This is a genomic window from Anaerotignum sp. (genome assembly GCF_031981185.1).
GTDB lineage: Bacteria > Bacillota > Clostridia > Lachnospirales > Anaerotignaceae > Chakrabartyella.
In genome coordinates this window covers 177,095-195,704 of record NZ_DALYUL010000001.1, presented here as the reverse complement: position 1 = coordinate 195,704, position 18,610 = coordinate 177,095, and the positions used below count along the sequence as shown (strand labels likewise).

General features: G+C 40.8%; 14 protein-coding genes and 1 riboswitch. Of the genes, 9 read left to right on the top strand and 5 right to left on the bottom strand.

The window, feature by feature from the left end; translation table 11 throughout:
• The coding region (locus RTK36_RS00880) for a TraX family protein (RefSeq protein ID WP_312043370.1) at positions 1-577 on the top strand (577 nt) is incomplete at its 5' end.
• 31 nt (positions 578-608) lie between these two features.
• Here the strand turns inward: RTK36_RS00880 and ytvI are convergent.
• The 5 genes from ytvI to ribD all read right to left on the bottom strand — a co-directional run bounded on the left by ytvI (position 609) and on the right by ribD (position 5,681).
• On the bottom strand, positions 609-1,676 hold the full coding sequence (gene ytvI / locus RTK36_RS00875) for a sporulation integral membrane protein YtvI (RefSeq protein ID WP_312043368.1): 1,068 nt from the start codon (positions 1,674-1,676) through the stop codon (positions 609-611).
• A gap of 219 nt (positions 1,677-1,895) precedes the next feature.
• Entirely contained in the window at positions 1,896-2,372 is a 477-nt protein-coding gene (ribH, locus tag RTK36_RS00870) for a 6,7-dimethyl-8-ribityllumazine synthase (RefSeq protein WP_312043366.1), read from the bottom strand.
• A gap of 210 nt (positions 2,373-2,582) precedes the next feature.
• On the bottom strand, positions 2,583-3,788 hold the full coding sequence (locus RTK36_RS00865; protein ID WP_312043364.1) for a bifunctional 3,4-dihydroxy-2-butanone-4-phosphate synthase/GTP cyclohydrolase II: 1,206 nt from the start codon (positions 3,786-3,788) through the stop codon (positions 2,583-2,585).
• A gap of 11 nt (positions 3,789-3,799) precedes the next feature.
• Positions 3,800-4,444 carry a riboflavin synthase gene (gene ribE / locus RTK36_RS00860; RefSeq protein ID WP_312043362.1) on the bottom strand — a complete coding sequence of 215 codons (645 nt, stop codon included), beginning with the start codon at positions 4,442-4,444 and terminating at the stop codon, positions 3,800-3,802.
• Between the two features lie 124 nt (positions 4,445-4,568).
• Positions 4,569-5,681 carry a bifunctional diaminohydroxyphosphoribosylaminopyrimidine deaminase/5-amino-6-(5-phosphoribosylamino)uracil reductase RibD gene (ribD, locus tag RTK36_RS00855; RefSeq protein ID WP_312043359.1) on the bottom strand — a complete coding sequence of 371 codons (1,113 nt, stop codon included), beginning with the start codon at positions 5,679-5,681 and terminating at the stop codon, positions 4,569-4,571.
• Between the two features lie 309 nt (positions 5,682-5,990).
• Positions 5,991-6,103: riboswitch (FMN riboswitch) on the bottom strand.
• A gap of 242 nt (positions 6,104-6,345) precedes the next feature.
• Here ribD and ispE point away from each other — a divergent pair.
• The 8 genes from ispE to RTK36_RS00815 all read left to right on the top strand — a co-directional run.
• Positions 6,346-7,260 carry a 4-(cytidine 5'-diphospho)-2-C-methyl-D-erythritol kinase gene (gene ispE, locus RTK36_RS00850; RefSeq protein WP_312043357.1) on the top strand — a complete coding sequence of 305 codons (915 nt, stop codon included), beginning with the start codon at positions 6,346-6,348 and terminating at the stop codon, positions 7,258-7,260.
• On the top strand, positions 7,241-7,915 hold the full coding sequence (locus RTK36_RS00845) for a GntR family transcriptional regulator (protein ID WP_312043355.1): 675 nt from the start codon (positions 7,241-7,243) through the stop codon (positions 7,913-7,915). Before ispE ends, RTK36_RS00845 begins: the two co-directional genes overlap by 20 nt.
• Before the next feature lie 388 nt (positions 7,916-8,303).
• Positions 8,304-9,404, top strand: a complete 1,101-nt coding sequence (locus RTK36_RS00840) for a G5 domain-containing protein (protein ID WP_312043353.1) — start codon at positions 8,304-8,306, stop codon at positions 9,402-9,404.
• A gap of 69 nt (positions 9,405-9,473) precedes the next feature.
• On the top strand, positions 9,474-10,808 hold the full coding sequence (locus RTK36_RS00835) for a glucose-6-phosphate isomerase (protein ID WP_312043351.1): 1,335 nt from the start codon (positions 9,474-9,476) through the stop codon (positions 10,806-10,808).
• 351 nt (positions 10,809-11,159) lie between these two features.
• Complete coding sequence (locus RTK36_RS00830) at positions 11,160-11,969, top strand: MBL fold metallo-hydrolase (RefSeq protein WP_312043349.1); 810 nt, start codon at positions 11,160-11,162, stop codon at positions 11,967-11,969.
• 11 nt (positions 11,970-11,980) lie between these two features.
• Positions 11,981-13,249 (top strand): amidohydrolase, encoded by a 1,269-nt coding sequence (locus RTK36_RS00825; RefSeq protein WP_312043347.1) that lies wholly within the window; start codon positions 11,981-11,983, stop codon positions 13,247-13,249.
• A gap of 143 nt (positions 13,250-13,392) precedes the next feature.
• The gene (locus RTK36_RS00820; protein WP_312043345.1) at positions 13,393-16,053 is read left to right on the top strand and encodes an S-layer homology domain-containing protein; all 2,661 of its coding nucleotides are present in this window, start codon (positions 13,393-13,395) and stop codon (positions 16,051-16,053) included.
• A gap of 230 nt (positions 16,054-16,283) precedes the next feature.
• On the top strand, positions 16,284-18,610 hold a 2,327-nt coding region (locus RTK36_RS00815; protein ID WP_312043343.1), incomplete at its 3' end, for a SpoIIE family protein phosphatase.

The window sequence follows — 18,610 nt, the reverse complement described above, 5'->3', positions numbered from 1 at the left end:
AGATCATATTGGAGCGCTGTTTTTTCCTGAACAAATTGGGTTTCGGCTTATAGGTAGGCTGTCTTTTCCTTTGTTTGCATATGGCATTGCCCAAGGGGTAGAACATACATCTAATTTTCAAAGATATCTTTTTCGTATTCTTTTGGCGGCAGTAATTTCTCAGCCCATTTATAGATTGGCCTTTGAAAATACCAATTTAAACCCTCTATTTACCTTAGCATTGGGCGGGGTAGTGCTATGGCTATGGAAAAGAGAAGGAAAAGAGAGGTTTTTGGCAGGGGCCTTGCTGATTTTATCCTATTGGGTGAAATGCAGTTATAGCTGGTATGGGGTTGCTACCATATTTTTATATGGATTTTATGAATCTGCTCGGGCAGTTTCATTTTACTGGCAGGGCATTCTTCAGGTGGTTTATGGGTATTTTACAGGAACTTGGCTACAAGGCTTATCCATTCTTGCTTTTCCCTTGGCGGGAGTGAGATGGAAAAGAACAATACATTTACCGAAGTATTTTTTCTATGTTTTTTATCCGTTACATCTAATTATTTTAGTTGGCGTAAAAAATATAATTTTTTAGAAAAGGTCTGGGGAATTTCCCCAGACCTTTTCTAATTTTTGCTAAAATCTTTATTGTTTTTTTGTTGTAACAGAAGAATGGTTCGTAAGACAACGGCAACAATAGGTCCAAGAATCAGTCCCCAAAAGCCGATGCAGCGATATCCAAAGTACATAGAAAACAGAGCTAGCAAAGGGTGCATCCCAATTTGGTCACCAAGTATTTTAGGTTGCATCAATTGACGTACAACTTGAACTACGCCGTAAATAACAAGATAACCAATTCCTAAGGCATTATTGCCTAGTGCAAAATGAAGTATTGCTCCGGGCCAAAGAATGAATCCGCTACCAAAGAATGGAAGGGCATCAATGATGGCAATGACAACACTCAACAATAAGGCATAAGGGGAGTTTAAAACATACAAACCAATGATACAGATAAGAAAGATGTAGCCCATCAGTATCAACTGTGTTTTGGCATATCCCCAAAGGGAGGCGGCTAAATCCCGTTTTGTGGCTTCTAGGGAACCACCAAGGAGTGGTTCAACATGGGTTTTAAACGCCTTGTGAATGCTTTCTTTATCCTTTGTAAGGAAAAAAGCAGAAAATAAGGCAATGAAAAAACCCAATAAAATCTTTGGAACAGCGGCAATCATTGAAACAGAGCCACTGCTTTGAACCACGGAAAGGAGAATGCCAAAAATTCCATCTTGTAAATTCGCAGTAATGTTTGTGATTTCATCAGGTAAATCCACAAGGAGGCTATCTATTTTTATCCAAAACAGGGTGAAACCTTCTTCCATTTTTTCTATATAGAAAGGGAGGTCATTTAGTAGGTTTTGAAGCTGTTGGTAAAGCTGGTTTCCTGCGAAATACCCTAAAGATCCAAGGACAGAAATAAGAATAAGTATTCCCACAAGTGCCCCTGCCCAGCGGGGAATGTGATATTTCTCTAATTGATCCGCCAATGGAATAAACATAAGGCTTAATAGCCAGCCTAAAATAAAAGGCAAAAAAATCGGAAATAAGTAACGGAAAAATAGAAAACAAACCAATATTCCCCCGCAAAGGATGATTAAGTTTTGTACTGCTTGTTTATTCTTTATATAAAAATCCTCCATAGAATCCCTCCTGTACGGATAAATTGTTGTATTATGTATATTGATTATAATACAAAATTAGGTTTCAATACAAATTTTCCGAATAATTAAAGAAAACTTAACCATTGGTGGATTTATAGATAGGATTTACTCAAAAGACGTTTAATTTGTAACCCGTTTCAGCTTTTATTTTACAAGGAGGTTCCCATTTGGGAATCCCCTTGTTATGCTATGGGAAGATTAATTTCCCTGTTTTTTCATTTCGATAGAGAGGTTTACCATCTCAATGGCTGCCAATGCAGTATCATAACCCTTATTTCCGGCCTTTGTTCCTGCTCGCTCAATGGCTTGCTCAATATTTTCTGTGGTGACAACACCAAAAAGAACAGGAGTGTTGGTTTCCATGGAAAGATGGGCAATTCCTTTTGAAACCTCACTACAAACATAGTCATAGTGGGTGGTTGCGCCACGAATGACAGCGCCAAGGCAGATCACCGCATCATATGCGTGGCTGTTTACCAGAAGTTTCGCCGCAGGAGGGATTTCAAATGCCCCTGGGACACGTACCAATGAAATATTGTCTGCATCGACACCGTGGCGTAGGAGAGCATCCTCCGCGCCATCAATGAGCTTTCCAACAATAAAATCATTGAAACGGGACGCCACAATTGCTACTTTCATTTCTGTTGCAATTAAATTTCCTTGAATCAATTTCATGTTAGTATTCCTCCTAATTATACGATTGCAAAAATTTTTATTTAGAGCCTTTATTGCTTGTATGTATTGGTTTTCGACTTGACCTGGAAAGCTTAGACTATACCCTTTTTAATTGGCTGGCCAAGATAGTTTGCCATTATTTGCAGTGCCAGCGAAGGGTAAACGCCTAAACGTGTTTGGCTTAGCTTTCGTGATTAGCCCCTAAAACTATTAAAGGGCTTGGGAAAAAATATGTCCCATTTTTTCTTGCTTGGTTTTTAGATATTCCAAATCGTATTCTTGGGGCTCGATTTCGATGGGCACACGCATCGTAATCTCTACGCCGAAACCCCCAAGGCCATATACCTTTTCAGGATTATTGGTAAGTAGATGTAACTCTTTGGCACCTAAATCCTGCAAAATTTGTGCGCCAATCCAATATTCTCTTAAATCAGGGGCAAAGCCAAGGGCAATGTTGGCCTCTACTGTGTCTTGCCCTTGTTCCTGAAGGGCATATGCCTTTAATTTGTTGATTAAGCCAATGCCTCTGCCTTCTTGGCGCATATATAAAAGAATCCCTCTTCCTTTTTTCTCAATTTGTGCCATGGCTGCGGCGAGCTGTTGGCCACAGTCACAACGGCAGGAACCAAATACATCTCCAGTCAGGCATTCCGAATGCACTCGACAAAGGATGTCCTTTCCGTTGCCAATTTCCCCTTTCACCAAGGCAACGTGATGCTCCCCTGTGATATCGTTCACATAGCCGTAGATTTTGAACTCGCCATAAGGGGTTGGCAGGTTTGCCGCTGCCTCGCAATGCACATGTTTTTCATGGCGACGGCAGTAATTTTGCAAATCATGTATGGTAATAAATTTTAGATTATGCTCCTTTGCAACTTTCCAAAGCTCTGGTGTGCGCATCATGGTGCCATCCTCTGCCATAATTTCGCAACAAAGACCACATTCCTTTAAGCCAGCAAGACGCATTAAATCCACCGTGGCCTCAGTATGTCCTTCCCGCTTTAAAACCCCGCCTTTTCTGGCAATTAAGGGGAACATATGCCCTGGTCTGCGAAAGTCCTCTGGCTTTGCATCCCCCTCCACGCATTTAAGGGCTGTGATAGAGCGTTCTGCCGCCGAAATACCCGTGGTGGTATTCACATGGTCAATGGAAACCGTAAAAGCTGTGGAATGATTATCTGTATTTTCCGATACCATTTGGGGCAGACCAAGTTTATGCCCCAGCTCCTCGCTCATTGGCATGCAGATTAATCCTTTCCCGAATTTCGCCATAAAGTTTACATTTTCTTGGGTGGCGAATTCTGCGGCACAGATAAAATCGCCTTCGTTTTCACGGTCTGGGTCGTCGGTAACAAGAATAACTTTTCCTTGCTTTAATTCTTCTAGTGCTTCTTCAATGGTGTGATAGTTATACATTTTTTCTCCTCCTAAAATCCATTCTCTCTTAGAAATGCTAAGGTTAAAGGTTTCTCCTGCTGTTGACTGTTATTTTCAAAATAACGTTGTATATATTTGGCGATAACATCTGTTTCCAGATTTACGCTATCCCCGATGTTTTTATCTAATAAAATGGTCTGTGTACTTGTATGGGGGATAATACCCACAGAGAACTGGGTCTGCTCTACAGAAATGACTGTTAGACTGACACCATCAATGGCGATAGATCCTTTTTCGATTATCTGCCGTAGGAGTGGGGGGGCTGCGGTAATAAAAAGGCGGGTTGCATTTCCCTCTTGCTTTCTTGACGAGATTATGCCCGTTCCGTCGATATGACCACTGACCATATGCCCCCCAAAGCGTCCGTTTGCCGCCATTGCCCGCTCTAGATGAACAGGGGAACCTTTGTGCAGCTGTCCAAGATTACTCCGTTTCAAGGTTTCAGGCATTACGTCGGCGGTAAAAGAGGTTTGTGATACGTTGGTAACAGTGAGGCAAACGCCATTTACTGCAATACTATCGCCCAGTTTTGTTCCCTCTTGTATTGCTTTTGCGTGAATAATCATCTGGCCACTGCTATTTTGTGTAATTATTTTTTCTATAAAGCCGATTTCTTCAATCAAACCTGTAAACATAAAGCATCTCCTTTTTCATAGGTCTTTTTAAGGAATTCGTGGGGAATTACCCGAACCTTACATGCAGTCCAAGCAATTTTTTCTAAAATCTTCTGTAGACGGTCTCTATTTCAAAGTGATAAGGTCAGAGATTTTTTTTATCCCCTGGATTGGATTCTATTTCATATTCCAATAAAATATCGCCATCTAAAATCTGACTGTCCAATAATTTTAGCTCAAAGGCGTCTTCCGGCTGGGGAATGCCTTTTCCTGCCACTGGGGATTTTGCATCTTTACCGCCAAAAATTTTAGGGGCAAAATAAATATATAGTTTTTGGGCTAGACGGGATTGCAAAAAAGAAAAATGAATACTTCCACCACCTTCAACCAATACGCTGTCAATGCCATTTTCCCCTAACTTCTTTAACAGATTGGTTAAAGATACCTGGTTGTTTTCATCAGGTAGTTGCCACAAGGTAAGACCCATGCCTTCTAAAGCTTCTTTATTTCCAAAGCTATCGTTGGCATAAGCGATAATGGTTTTATACTCTTTTGCTGTTATGCAAATTTGGCAATCCAAAGGTATACGTAAGTGGCTATCGCAAATAATCCGGATAGGCTGTACTGCGTGTTCCAGTCTGCAATTTAGAAAAGGATCATCCTGCAAAACCGTTTCAATACCTACCAAGATACTGCTGTACACATGGCGCAGATTGTGGGCATGGTGTCGTGACACGTCGTTGCTTATCCAACGAGAAGCTCCAGTTACAGTAGCGATTTTGCCGTCGGCAGTCATGGCATATTTAAGAGCCACATAGGGCATTCTTGTTGTGATGTAGTGAAAAAATACCTGATTTATTTCGTCGCATTCTTTTTGTAAAAAATGAGAGGTCACAGTGATACCGTGTTCACCCAAAGTCTTTATGCCGTTGCCCATAACCATAGGGTTAGGGTCAGAGGAACCAATGACCACATGTTGAATGCCAGCTTCAATAATGGCATCGGTGCAAGGAGGGGTACGCCCTTGATGGCAACAAGGTTCCAGTGTAACGTAAATGGTGGCTCCTTTTGGGCTTTCCTTACAATCGATAAGAGCCATACGTTCAGCATGGAGTTCGCCGGCTTTATGATGATAGCCTTCGCCGATGATTTTATTGTCTTTTACAATAACTGCGCCTACCAAAGGATTTGGACTGGTATAACCCAGTGCGTTTTTTGCCAAAGTGATAGCACGCTTCATATATTTTTCATTTACCATAGGGATAACTTCCTTTCCTTCAGGGGAAAGGTGGGAGAGAGTTCCCAAAGAAGTGGATAGAGAAAGAGACCTCTGTATAAGAGGGAAATTGCGATTTTTTGCATTTGAAGTATACACAAAATAAAACCGCAAATTCACAATAAAAAGCCCTGTATGTGCCAAAAAAGCTCATACAGGGCATATCAAACATTTTGAAACAGCAAAAAAACCTCCCATGATTCTATGAAAAGAAATTATGGTATGCCAAAAAGGCACAGAGTTACTGCTGTGAAAAGGGACAATTGAAAAAAATAGATTGCCACTTTTATGTTTGCTCTTCTTCCATCCAGACTATACTGTCGGTTTTGGAATTTCACCAAATCCTGCTTTCGCTCGCGGACTTTACCGCCGATCGGGAGTTTCACCCTGCCCTGAAGAGGTATTATGTTTTTACGACATCATTATACACCACTGACTTTAAATTGCAAGAGGAATTTTTAAGAAAAAACCTTGTCTAAATTATAAGGAAGAAAGGATATAAAAGTGCTACTAAATTTTTTTTATTAGCGTTTTTCATATAGGAGATACTAGTTTTTTTGTATAAGATGGCAGTTGTAACTTTGTCGAAAATATTGTACAATAAAGGAGACAATGTATACAGTATTATTATTCATGAGGGTGTATTTTGAAAGACATTAGATTAAGAGCAAGAGCAAAAATCAACTTAACATTGGATGTAACAGGCAAGCGTGAGGACGGCTACCATCTGATTCAAAGCATTATGCAGACGGTTAGCTTATACGACGGAATTTACATGAAGCGAATCCGAAAAAATGAAATTATTCTAAAAAGCAACTTGGCTTGGCTGCCAACGGATAACCGCAATTTGGCGTACCGTGCGGCGGAGTTGATGAAGGCCAAGTATGGCATTACGGAAGGTGTTTTTATCGAAATTGATAAGCGCATTCCTGTGGCGGCAGGCTTGGCAGGAGGAAGTGCGGATTGTGCTGCAGTATTGGTTGGAATGAATCGCTTGTTTGAATTAGGGCTTTCCATGAAAGAATTGGAAAGCTTGGCTTTTCTTTTGGGGTCAGACATCCCATACTGCGTTCAAAGGGGAACAGTGGTATCTGAGGGTGTTGGAGAAATTCTGACGCCAGTGAAATGCCCATGCCCTATGTGTTATGTTGTACTGGTAAAGCTTCCTGTCAGTGTTTCTACGGCGTCGGTATACCGTGGACTGAATTGGCAGAGTGTCCAGGATCATCCCGATACAAAAGGGATGATACAAGCTATGGCTGAGGCGGATATTACAAAAATGGGGCGGCTTCTTGGAAATGTTCTGGAGACCGTGACAATACCCATGCATCCGCAAATTGCTCAGCTGAAGGAGGAATTGGTTCATCTAGGCGCAGAAGGTGCCTTGATGAGCGGGAGCGGTCCCACGGTTTTTGGACTGTTTAAGGAAGAAGAGGATGCAAAAAAGGCGGCGGCGACAATCCGGAAAAAATTCGGTTTGAAGGAGGTTGTAGTCACCAAGATTTACCACAGTAGCAGTGGTAAGAGAGGAGAAGAAAGAAATGGAAGAAACGAAATTTAATATTAATACCAATGAGTACTTGCCACTTCGGGACGTAGTTTTTCATACCCTGAGAGAGGCAATTTTAGTGGGAAAATTGGTTCCCGGCGAAAGACTGATGGAGAATCAGCTGGCAGATAAGCTTGGTGTAAGTAGAACCCCCGTTAGAGAGGCATTGCGTATGCTGGCTTTGGAAAATCTGGTGGAGCTTGTACCCAGAAAGGGCGCTCAGGTGTTGGATATGAGCGAAAAGGATATTGTGAATATTCTTGAAGTGAGAGGTGCCTTGGAGAGTCTTGCCACTAGTATAGCTTGCACAAAGATGAAAAAAGAGGATCTTCAGCAGTTAAAGAAGTTGGAGGGAGAATTTGAGCGTGCCATTGACGAAAACGATTTGGAACGAATCATTCAATTAGATGAGGATTTTCACGATCTGATTTTAAAATCAACAGAAAATGACAAACTAGCTCAGATTTATCAGAATCTTCGTATTCAGCTTTACCGCTATCGTATGGCACATTTGAAGGTAGATAGCACCATCCCTGCCGTTGTTGCCCACCATAGAGGAATTCTGCGTGCAATTGAAAATCATGATGCTGAAGAAGGGGCAACGGTTGCCCATGGTCATATCAAATATCACACGGAATTTATTTTACGTTCCATTCGCAATAAATAATCAATATAATCCCCAAGAAATCTTAGGGAAGGGTGTCGGCTTGGCCGACACCCTTTAACATTCAACTTCTTTAGACCTATCCTTTCGTATAAGAAATTTACTTTTATATCTAAATAAGCAGTGGATCTTGTGTGAATTGCTTTCCTTTGTTTTATAATAATTACTTTGTCCAACATTCAAACCATAGGTTCCCCTATGGTTTTTTACATGTATTTAAATTGGGTTAGTAACTGAAATATCGACGGATACCAGTCTAAAACAAGAGCATTGTTATCATTGGTGTACAGTTTTTCAGTTATACTGTCTTTTGCTTGCAATCCGCTGTTGAATAAATTACAATAATACTAGTTTTAGTCGAATGAGACGAGGGAAAGTAGGTGGTATCAAAGTGACCGATGGTAAGGAAAATTTTCCCCGTAGAGATGAGCGGGTAATATACGGAGTAAAAAAGAGGAAGATATCGAATCAAAATAACGAAAATCGAACAAGAAGGCCACAAAAGCCTCATACAGGGCAGAAGAGAAGACCCAAAAGCCGACTATCATTGCCAAAAAAGCAAATGGTTTTGGGGATAGCCGTGCTGATTTTTGTGTTAGTTTTGTTCCTTTTTGTACGAAAAGATGGCACTGAAGTTTTTGTTGGAACAGAGAGTGTTGGTGTGCTGGATGGAGGTAGCGTGAGTGCAGAAACCATTAAGGACACAATTGAAACCCAGCTTGCAGGGATTGTGGGTGCCCAGGTTAAGCTAAACGAAGAAATAAAAACCCAAGGTATCCACATTGGAAGCAGCCGAAAGAAGGATATTTGTACATTGGAGCATTTGATACCGAAAATTCGGAATATGGTTACATATAAAGTCAATGCAGCTATTATTATGATTGATGGAGGAAAAGGTGTTGTTTTAGCCAATGAGGAACAGGCAAACAACGTCTTAAAAGCAATCAAAGAGCCGTATCTTCCTGCCAAGGGAGTGGATGCAAAAACGGAATGGTTGGAAAAAGTTACTGTTGCCACTGACTATGTTGATTCTGATGAAGTTTTATCAGAAAAAGATGCCCTGGCGTCGCTGCAATCTACCACAATGGTGACAGGGACTTATACCGTAGCGTCCAATGACGCATTATTCAAAATTGCAAAGAAGTATGAATGTACTTTGGAAGATTTGCTGAAGTTAAATCCAGGAATGACCGTAAAAACAGGCATTTATGTGGGTCAGGTGCTTAATGTTCCCATCAGTAAGCCCAAGATTTCTGTAAAAACAATAGAAACCCAAGTTTTGACCACAGTGGAACCCAAGACTTATGAATATCAAACGGACAACACCCAACCCAAAAGCTATCAAAAGGTGAAGCAACAGGGCCGTGCCGGACAGAAAAAGAGCACAATTCAAATTACGAGGATTAACGGTTTTGTTCAGGAGGAAAAAGAGATTTCAAAAGAAATTATCACCCAGCCTGTTCCCGAAATCATCGTAAGAGGAACCTTATAATATACTGCAAAGAGGGCATACTTTCCAAGTCAGGAGGTATGCCTTTCACAGAAAGAAGGAGGAATTTAAATGGGAATTAAATTCACAGTGCAAGGGGAAGCAGTACAAAAAACGGAGATTTTTGCCCTTTCGGCAGAGGTTCGTCGTTGCCACGAGGCGCTCCACAATAAAACCGGCAGAGGCAATGATTTTGTTGGTTGGGTTGATTTACCGGAAATTTATAATAAAGAAGAGTTCGCTAGAATTAAAAGGGCGGCTGCAAAAATCAGACAGGATAGCAGTGTGCTAATTGTGATTGGTATTGGAGGATCTTATCTGGGGACAAGAACTGCCTTAGATTTTATCAAAAGTCCATATTACAACCAACTGAAAAAAGACACACCAGAGATTTACTTTGTGGGAAATAGTATCAGCTCTGCTTATTTGAACGATATTTTGCATATTTTAGGGGATAGAGATTTTTCAATCAACGTGATTTCAAAATCAGGAACCACAACGGAGCCTGCCATTGCCTTTCGCATCTTTAAGCAGCTTTTGGAGAAGAAATTTGGGAAAGAAGAAGCAGCCAAGCGCATTTATGCTACCACCGATCAGACGAAAGGGGCATTAAAGGAAATGTGCAATGAACAAGGTTATGAAACCTTTGTAATCCCTGATGATATTGGAGGCAGGTTTACGGTGTTAACACCAGTGGGGTTACTGGCTATGGCAGTAGCCGGTGTTGACATTGATGCAGTGATGGATGGGGCAAAGGCGGCAATGGAGAGCTATGATAATCCTAATATTCAGGAAAATGAATGCTATCAATATGCGGCTATGCGCCATTTGTTTTATAAACAAGGTAAAAACATTGAAATATTAGCAAATTATGAACCCCATATGACTTCTTTTGGGGAATGGTACAAACAGCTTTTTGGAGAAAGCGAAGGAAAGGAAGGCAAAGGAATTTTCCCTGTTTCGGCGAATTTTTCTACAGATTTACATTCCTTTGGGCAATTTATTCAAGAAGGTGGAAGGTATTTTTTTGAAACAGTTTTATGGAGCAAGGAGCCGAAAACCTCAGAGATCATTCCTTATGATGAGGCAGACGGAGATGGCTTGAACTTTTTGGCAGGAAAGGAAATGCAATTTGTGAATCATAAAGCTTTTCGTGGAACCATGCTTGCTCATATGGATGGTGGGGTACCCAATATGGTGGTTGAAATTGACCGAATGGATGAATGGCATTTTGGTGCACTGATATATTTCTTTGAAAAAGCCGTGGGCATGAGTGGTTATCTCTTGGAAGTGAACCCCTTCGATCAACCCGGTGTTGAGGCGTATAAGAAAAATATGTTTGCTTTGCTTGGTAAACCAGGATATGAAGAGTTAAAGGCTACTTTAGAGAATAGACTCGCGGATTAATTTTTTTAAATATAGAGTGAGCTCTCTTTATAAGCATAATAAAAAGTTTCAATATTAGAAGAGTGCATTATTTCTGCACTCTTTTTTGTTGGATAAGCATTTTAATAAATGACAAGGGATATGGTGGCTTGAGAAGTTAGTGAGAAATAATAAGAATCACATAATGGGCTAAGGAAAGCAAATTGTCCTTTTAAATCTAAACGTATTTATGTGGAAACAATGCAGAAAAATGAAACAATATTGGAACTTTTCTTCAAAAATCCTCGTCACAGCAATGAATGGCTTTCCTTTCCTTGTGTTTCTTTCATACTTCACGTATAATGATAGGGAAAATAAGGAAGGTGAGATACGATGCGTGTGACGGTATTGATGGATAATAATACGAATATTGACGTCTACTATTTAGGGGAGCCGGCGGTTTCCTATTGGATTGAGGCAGATGGAAAAAACTTCTTATTCGATGTTGGCTATTCTTCTGCTTTTCTAAAAAATGCAATGGATATGTCAATTGATGTGACTAAGGCAGATGGGATTCTTCTCTCCCATGGACATAACGACCACACAGGAGGTCTTCTTCCGCTATCCGCTATTTGTGAGAAAAGCAAGCCACGGCTTATTTGTCATCCATCGGCACTAAAACCTCGTTCTTTTAATGGACTGTCTATTGGCTGCCCAATGAATAGAGAAGCTGTTCAGGAGTATTTTTCTCTAATTGAGACTAGGGAACCCTATTGGCTGACGGAACATCTTGTTTTTTTAGGGGAAATTCCCAGAGAGCTTTCTTTTGAATCACCATATCCCATTGGGATACTGGAGGAGGAAGAGGGAAAGAAAGCGGATATGATTTTGGATGACACGGCACTGGCATATCGTACCCAAGAAGGTATCTATATTATCACAGGTTGTTCCCATGGGGGAATTTGCAATATAATTGAATATGCAAAAAAGATAACGGGAAAAGAAAAGGTGCTCGGGCTTTTGGGTGGCTTTCATCTTTTTGAAATGAATGAAAGAACAACAGAAACTATTTCCTATTTGGCAAAGGAGCAGATTGAAGATTTATTTCCTTGCCACTGTACTTCTTTTCAGGTCAAAGCTGCACTACATCAGCACAGTCCTGTGAAAGAGGTTGGTGTTGGATTGAGTCTAAATTGGGAATAGGGGGTGATATAGTGCTTAACAAGGAAGAACTTCTACAATATTTGGAAAAAGAAAAACAGGCTATTTACCAAAGAGGCGATACATTTTTTCAATGTGCCGAGTTAGGCTTTTGTGAGGTGGAAACTGCTAAGAAGATTACGGAATTGTTGGATGAATGGGGCATTCCTTATGAAAAAGAAATTGCTCTAACGGGAATCATTGCCACGCTTGGTAGTGGAAAGGGCTATCATATTGCCTTTGTTGCGGATATTGACGCTCTACCTAGAAAAGATGGAAAAGGAAATATTCATTCCTGCGGTCATAGCATACAGACGACCATGGGATTATCCCTTTTAAAGGCACTGCATGAATCAGGGATACTGGAACAGACCGATTGCGGGGTTAGTTTTTTCTTTACTCCTGCAGAGGAGTATATTGATTTCGCATACAGAGATGGGCTGATTGCCAAAGGAAAATTGGAATTTCGTTCGGGAAAACAGAATATGATTGCCTTAGGCTATTTTGATGAGGTGAATTGTGTACTTTCTGCCCATGCCAATGGGGATGAAGGAACAAAATTTGATGTGGATTCTACCTTGGCAGGTTTTATGGCGAAAAAGGCTGTTTTTATGGGACGTGCAGCCCATTCGGGAGCGGCACCCCACTTGGGCAGGAACACCTTGCATGGGGCAACTTTGGCCATGAATGCCCTTTCATTTTTAAAGGATCAGTTTGCTGTGGAAAAAGGGTTAAGACTAAATCCGGTTTTGACGGCAGGCGGTGGCAGTGTGAATACCATTCCGGATGTAACAGTATTGGAAACTTATGTGAGGGCCAACGACAATGAAACGCTGTTTGAAGCTTGCAAGCGGTTTGACGGGTGTATAGAGCACTGTGCCAAAGCGTTGGATTTGGGCTATGAAATTTCAAACACAGTGGGTTATTTACCACTCGCCCAATCTAAGGGGTTAAACAAAGTAGTGCGGGGAAATATGCTTCTGTATTGTTCTTCGGAAGAAATTGTGGAAAGCCCTATTTCTGGGGCTTCAGGGGATGTGGGGGATTTGGGTTTCCTGATTCCTACCATACAATTTGGGTTTTCGGGCGTGAAGGGCAGATTTCATGATGATAGTTTTGCAATAGCAGACTATGAAAATTGTTATATTACCTCTGGAAAGGTAATGCTGGGGACAATTTATGATTTGATTACGAACCCGGATTCCCGTGTACAACAAAATAAAAAAGAATATATAGGGAAAAAATTGGAATATTTTGGCTGGTTGCACCATAATTACCAATAAAAAACAGAAATTTTTAGTAAGATTAATATTTTTGAAAAGATTTTTCAATTTTTCTATGATATAGTAAATATGGTAACTATAGTATAAGTATCTTTTGCTTGTACGTTTTTTAATGAATATAAGTTGAATGGGGGCATTTACTTATGAAAAGATTTTTGGCGGTTACATTGGCCGCAATGTTCACTTTTGGAAATATGGGCGTAACAGCCTTTGCCGCTGACTTTGCGGATATAAATAAAGTACCTTGGTCTGGGGCGGCGCAATTTATAAATCAGGCGCAGTCATTGGGATTAATGAATGGTTATACAGAAAATGGTAAAAAATATGCGAAGCCCAGAAATAACGTGACATTATGTGAATCTGTGCAGATGATTTACTCTATTATGAAGGTATACACCAAGAAGGATGTTTCATCTGATACTGTTACAAAATGGACTACGGTAATGAGTGCATATAATATTCCCACATGGGCTTATAGCGCTACAGCTTATGTATTGGAGAATAAAATTATTGAAAACAGCGATTTGGTAAAATTGAAAAATGGAACACAGAATGCCACCAGAGAAGAAGTAGGCCTGATGTTCGGTAAGGCGCTGGCCACAATTTATACTGCTAACAACAGTGCAACATTGTCTTACAAAGATAGCACCAAAATTTCCAGAGATGCAGTTCCATATTTAGCGCTATTAAACAGTAAAAACCTCATGGTTGGTGACCCGAATAATAGGTTTAACCCTAGCGCAAAGATTAACCGCTCAGAAATGGCAGTTTTGTCTGTTAAAACATATAATTATTTAAATGATTCTAAGTCACAAACACCAACCACACCGACAGCTCCTTCATCGGGTACTGTAAGCGGAACTGTTATAAACAGCATGGTACTGACTAATGGAGATATTTTCTTAAGCGTAGCAACAAACAACGGTTCAGGCGTGAATCTTTTTGGGAAGAAGTCCACAGTAAAGGTAACCTTTGAAGGTGAAACAGTGGCGCTGAAAGATATCGGCATGGGGGATACCGTTACGGTTACATATGCCAATACCGATATCAGTACGGTAGTCATCAATAAGTCTAAGGCAGGGATCATTTCTACAAAGGTTTTCCCTTTGAAGAAATTAACCAGCAGTAAAATTACTGTGAAGGATGGCAGCAACGAAACCTATTTCCGTTTGTCAGATAGTGTTAGTGTTACAATTAACGGAAGCAAATCCTCAGTTTCTAAATTAATAAGTGAAATGGAAGACTATGATTATACCGTTACTCTGTCCTTTGATAAGATAAATGAGGTTTCAAAAATTGAAGCTATGACCAGCAAGAACAACCCGCTGGCGGGCAAATTGACTTATATGAGTAATTCTAAACTAAGGATTCAGGTGGGCAGTAAAGACTATGAATATCCTCTTTCAGATGCGGATGTAACGGTCAAATATGACGGGAAAACCGTACGTTTTTCCACATTAGCAGATGAATATAGAAGCAATAATTATTCTGTAACCCTGAAACTGGATAATAAAGGTTATGTTACTACGATTACCATAGACTTTATGGAAGACGAGACCCATGGAACGTTATCCTTTATCAACAGCCGTCGTCTTGATTTAAAAGCTGCTGGTAAAACCTACAGTTACTATCTTGATCCAGATGTGGACGTTGAAATAGATGGTAAAAGCAGTAGATTGTCTACATTAACTGATAAATATGATAGCGCTCCTTATTCTGTGGCTTTAACCTTAGACAGATATGATTCGGTTACGAAAATTTCCGCTACCTCTAAAAATTCTGGTCTGTCAAAGGGTACTTTAAAAGAGATAACCTCTTCTACAATTAAAATTACTGTAGATGGGAAGAGCTACGAATATGATTTGAAGGATCCTTCCATAAAAATTGACAATAAGTCGGTAACGTTATCTTCTTTGAGAAGCAGCTATAAAGATTATACCTATACTGTGGAATTAACCTTTAACAGCAAAGGCGAGGTTACTGATATTGTAGGGAAAAATAATGCAGCAACAAAGGGAACTTTGAGATACGTTGATGCGGGAAGAGATCAGATTGCCATTACTGCTGGTGACGTAAACTATACCTATGATTTGGATTCGGATGTAAAGATTACGTTAGATGGCAGTACCAAAACGGCTTCTAAATTGGATAGTGAAAACGAAACTGCAAAATACTATAAAGAGAAAATTACCGTTACCTTGACATTAAACAGCAAGGATAAAGTAACGAGAGTTGTGGCAAGTACAGAGGATGAGAGCTCCAGCGATACCAAAAAGGGAACCCTGAGTAGCCTAGATGATTTTTATATCAGAGTAAAGATCGATTCGAATACCAAAAGATATGATTTTGCTTCGGGTACCACAACGGTAACACTGGATGGAAGTAGCAGCAGTGTGAGTAAGCTTATCACAGCATTGGATAGATTGGGTAATGATGAAATCATTACCGTGACCCTCTATTTCAATTCCAAGGATGAAGTATCAAAAGTTGTTGCGAAAATTGTAGATGACGATGAGGATGAAGATAAACCGAAAGAAGGAAAATTATACAAAGTTACTACTTCCAGTGACAAGATTGAAATAAAAGACAATCATGGAGAAAAATATAAATGGAATGTAGACTCTGATGTTTCCATAACTTATAGGTTGAGTAGAAGATATGATTCGGATAACTACAACAATAGTTTGAGAGGGTTGAAAGAACTTCTTGATGACTGCGAAAGCAAGGGAGATACTTGTTATGTTACATTAGATAAAGTCAACAGCAGTGATAAGGTAACTAAGATAACTGCGGAAGACCAATAAATAGTAGCGGTTGATTTTGAAATTCATTTAAATAAAGAATCTAAACGAAAAGGATTTGCAGTCTATGGACTGCAAGTCCTTTTTATGTGTCTTCAATGTAAATTAGTTTTTTAGTTTCGAACAAGTAAGATTATAAAAGAATTTGCCGAAAAAAACTGTACGATACCTCCAGCAAATGACAAAAAAAACAGTCATATTTTCCTACAATAAGGAATATGGAGGGAAGACGCATGGAAAAAACAGAAATCATCTTAGAACAAGTAGGACAAGGCTCAGGGGTGCCCCCTGAGGTGCCACTTTATGGAGAGAAGACCCCCAAGCTGATTTGTGGCAAAGATATTTTGAAGTTTGCGCTCTTATGTGGAATTGGTGTTTGCTGGGGAAAGGCTGAAATGCTGCAATTTTTACGCCCCATGGGCATTGCATATATTTCTTTGTTTTTTGGCGAAGGAATTTTATTCTGGGGCGCATTGGTATCTGTGGCGGCGGGCTGTATTGTTGATATGCCTTTGAAGGCGGGTGCAGCACTGGCGGCGGCATGTGCCATTCAGTTGACCCTGGGAAGATTTACCGAACGGGAAGAAATCTTGAAAAAAGCAATACTCGGTGCATTTGCCATGGCGTTGGCTGGTGTTTTTTATGCCATCAGCAAAGGTGGACTGACATTTTATTTTGTCATTGCCAGTGTGGAAAGTGCCTTGGTTATTGGCATTTCTTTACTGGCACAAAAGGGAGCTATGTTTTTATGGGAGAAAAGGCGAGTACCAGTACCTAGTCGAGAAGAAACTTTAGGAATGGTACTGCTCTTAGGGGGCGCCTTAGCCGGTCTTTCGTGTATGGAGGTACCATATTTACGACAAGGTCTGCTTCCGTTTTTTATTGCATTTTTTCTAGGCGCCTGTGCATGGCGGGACGGAATGGGAGGCGGTGCAGCGGCAGGTACGTTGTTTGGTTTTTTGCTTTATCTTTGTGGGGGCATAGACGTATTGCTTTTTACGGTTCTTGGTGTCAGCGTGCTGATTGCAGGGTGCCTAAAGGATATCGGCAGGATTCCCTTGGTGCTTGCGCTGATTTTAACGCCACTGCTATTTTTGTTTTATACGGATGCTTCTTTACTCGTGCCTTTATGGGCAGGGGGATGGGCATTAGGAGCCACCACATTTTTACTCACCCCAAAGAGCTGTCTTGTTTGGCTATCAGGTAGCTTGCGTGAGCAGGAAGGGAGCAAAGATAAATACATCAGAAAAAAAGAACTGTTGGAGGAACGACTACTTGGTTTTTCCCAGGCTTTTGCGGCTTTGTCAAAGACGTTTGTGCAACAGGAAGAAGTACAGGATAAAAAAGATGTCTCTAAATTGGTAGACACCATTGCAGAAAAAGCCTGCCAAGGGTGTGGCATGGCGCATTATTGCTGGAATGAGGAGTTGTATCGTACATATAGCATGACATTTTCTGCCTTATCTTATTGCGAAGAACGGGGACATATTACAACGGCACAGCTACCCGATTATTTTTGTCAGATGTGTGCAAGAAAAGAAACTTTTGTAGATGCAGTCAACCAATCTTATGAGGGCTATCGCCGAGATCGCCTTTGGTTGGGACGCTTAGCAGAATGCAGGGAGCTAGTTAGCCAGCAAATGACAGCGGTAAGCGACATTCTAATGGGACTTTCTGGTCATTTGGAAGTTGGGTGCGTTTTTTTGGAGCAAGCAGGGCAATTATTAAAGGAAGAATGCGCAAAGGAGGGAATTCGCCTGAAGGACGTTCGGGTAGTGGAGGAGAAGAGTCGATATGGCAGACAGGTTCAACTTTCTTTTCGTGGATGTGGTTGCCGAGGTGTTTGCAAAAGTAAACTATTGCCATTAGTAAAACGTACGATGAACCGTCCCATGGTATTAAAGGAGCCAAATACCTGTCATTGCCAGAAAGACGGGATTTGTACTCTGCGTTTTGTGGAAGTGCCATCTTTTAGCCTGACAACGGCAACGGCCTTTTCCTCTGCCGTAGAACATCAACCCATTGGTGATAGTACAGGTTTTTTAGAAACAGATAAAGGAATTTCTATCATGGCTTTGTCTGATGGAATGGGGCAAGGTAAGGGTGCTGCTGAGGAGAGTAGAACTGCCATTGAGCTTTTGGAACAGTTTACAGAAGCGGGATTTGAACGGGAATTAGCGGTGAAAATGATTAATTCTGCGTTGCTGTTACGAAAGGGAGAAGAGACCTATGCGACTTTGGATATTTGTGCCGTGGATTTATTTGATGGGCGAGCAGAATTCATAAAGCTTGGCGCAGTTTCTTCTTACATCAGCCGCGGCGGACGTATTTTAACGGTAACTTCCCACACCTTACCGGCAGGAATATTGCAACAGGTTCAGATTGTAAAAAATGAAATGCTCTTAAAGGATGGGGATATGGTATTTTTGCTCAGCGACGGAATCACCGAGGCTCTGGGCGGGGAAAATATTGCGGGGGGATGGTTGAAAGATAAATTGGAGAGTGTGACTCTCTCAAATCCTCAGGATGCGGCGGACTATATACTGAAAGAGGCGCAGAA

What these genes read in the sequence shown, in the direction of transcription:
- RTK36_RS00820 (WP_312043345.1), top strand. Translation starts at nt 13,393, where the DNA reads ATGAAAAGATTTTTGGCGGTTACATTGGCCGCAATGTTCACTTTTGGA.
- ribE (WP_312043362.1), bottom strand. Translation starts at nt 4,444, where the DNA reads ATGTTTACAGGTTTGATTGAAGAAATCGGCTTTATAGAAAAAATAATT.
- RTK36_RS00830 (WP_312043349.1), top strand. Translation starts at nt 11,160, where the DNA reads ATGCGTGTGACGGTATTGATGGATAATAATACGAATATTGACGTCTAC.
- ytvI (WP_312043368.1), bottom strand. Translation starts at nt 1,676, where the DNA reads ATGGAGGATTTTTATATAAAGAATAAACAAGCAGTACAAAACTTAATC.
- RTK36_RS00845 (WP_312043355.1), top strand. Translation starts at nt 7,241, where the DNA reads ATGGAAGAAACGAAATTTAATATTAATACCAATGAGTACTTGCCACTT.
- ribD (WP_312043359.1), bottom strand. Translation starts at nt 5,681, where the DNA reads ATGGTAAATGAAAAATATATGAAGCGTGCTATCACTTTGGCAAAAAAC.
- RTK36_RS00835 (WP_312043351.1), top strand. Translation starts at nt 9,474, where the DNA reads ATGGGAATTAAATTCACAGTGCAAGGGGAAGCAGTACAAAAAACGGAG.
- RTK36_RS00865 (WP_312043364.1), bottom strand. Translation starts at nt 3,788, where the DNA reads ATGTATAACTATCACACCATTGAAGAAGCACTAGAAGAATTAAAGCAA.
- ribH (WP_312043366.1), bottom strand. Translation starts at nt 2,372, where the DNA reads ATGAAATTGATTCAAGGAAATTTAATTGCAACAGAAATGAAAGTAGCA.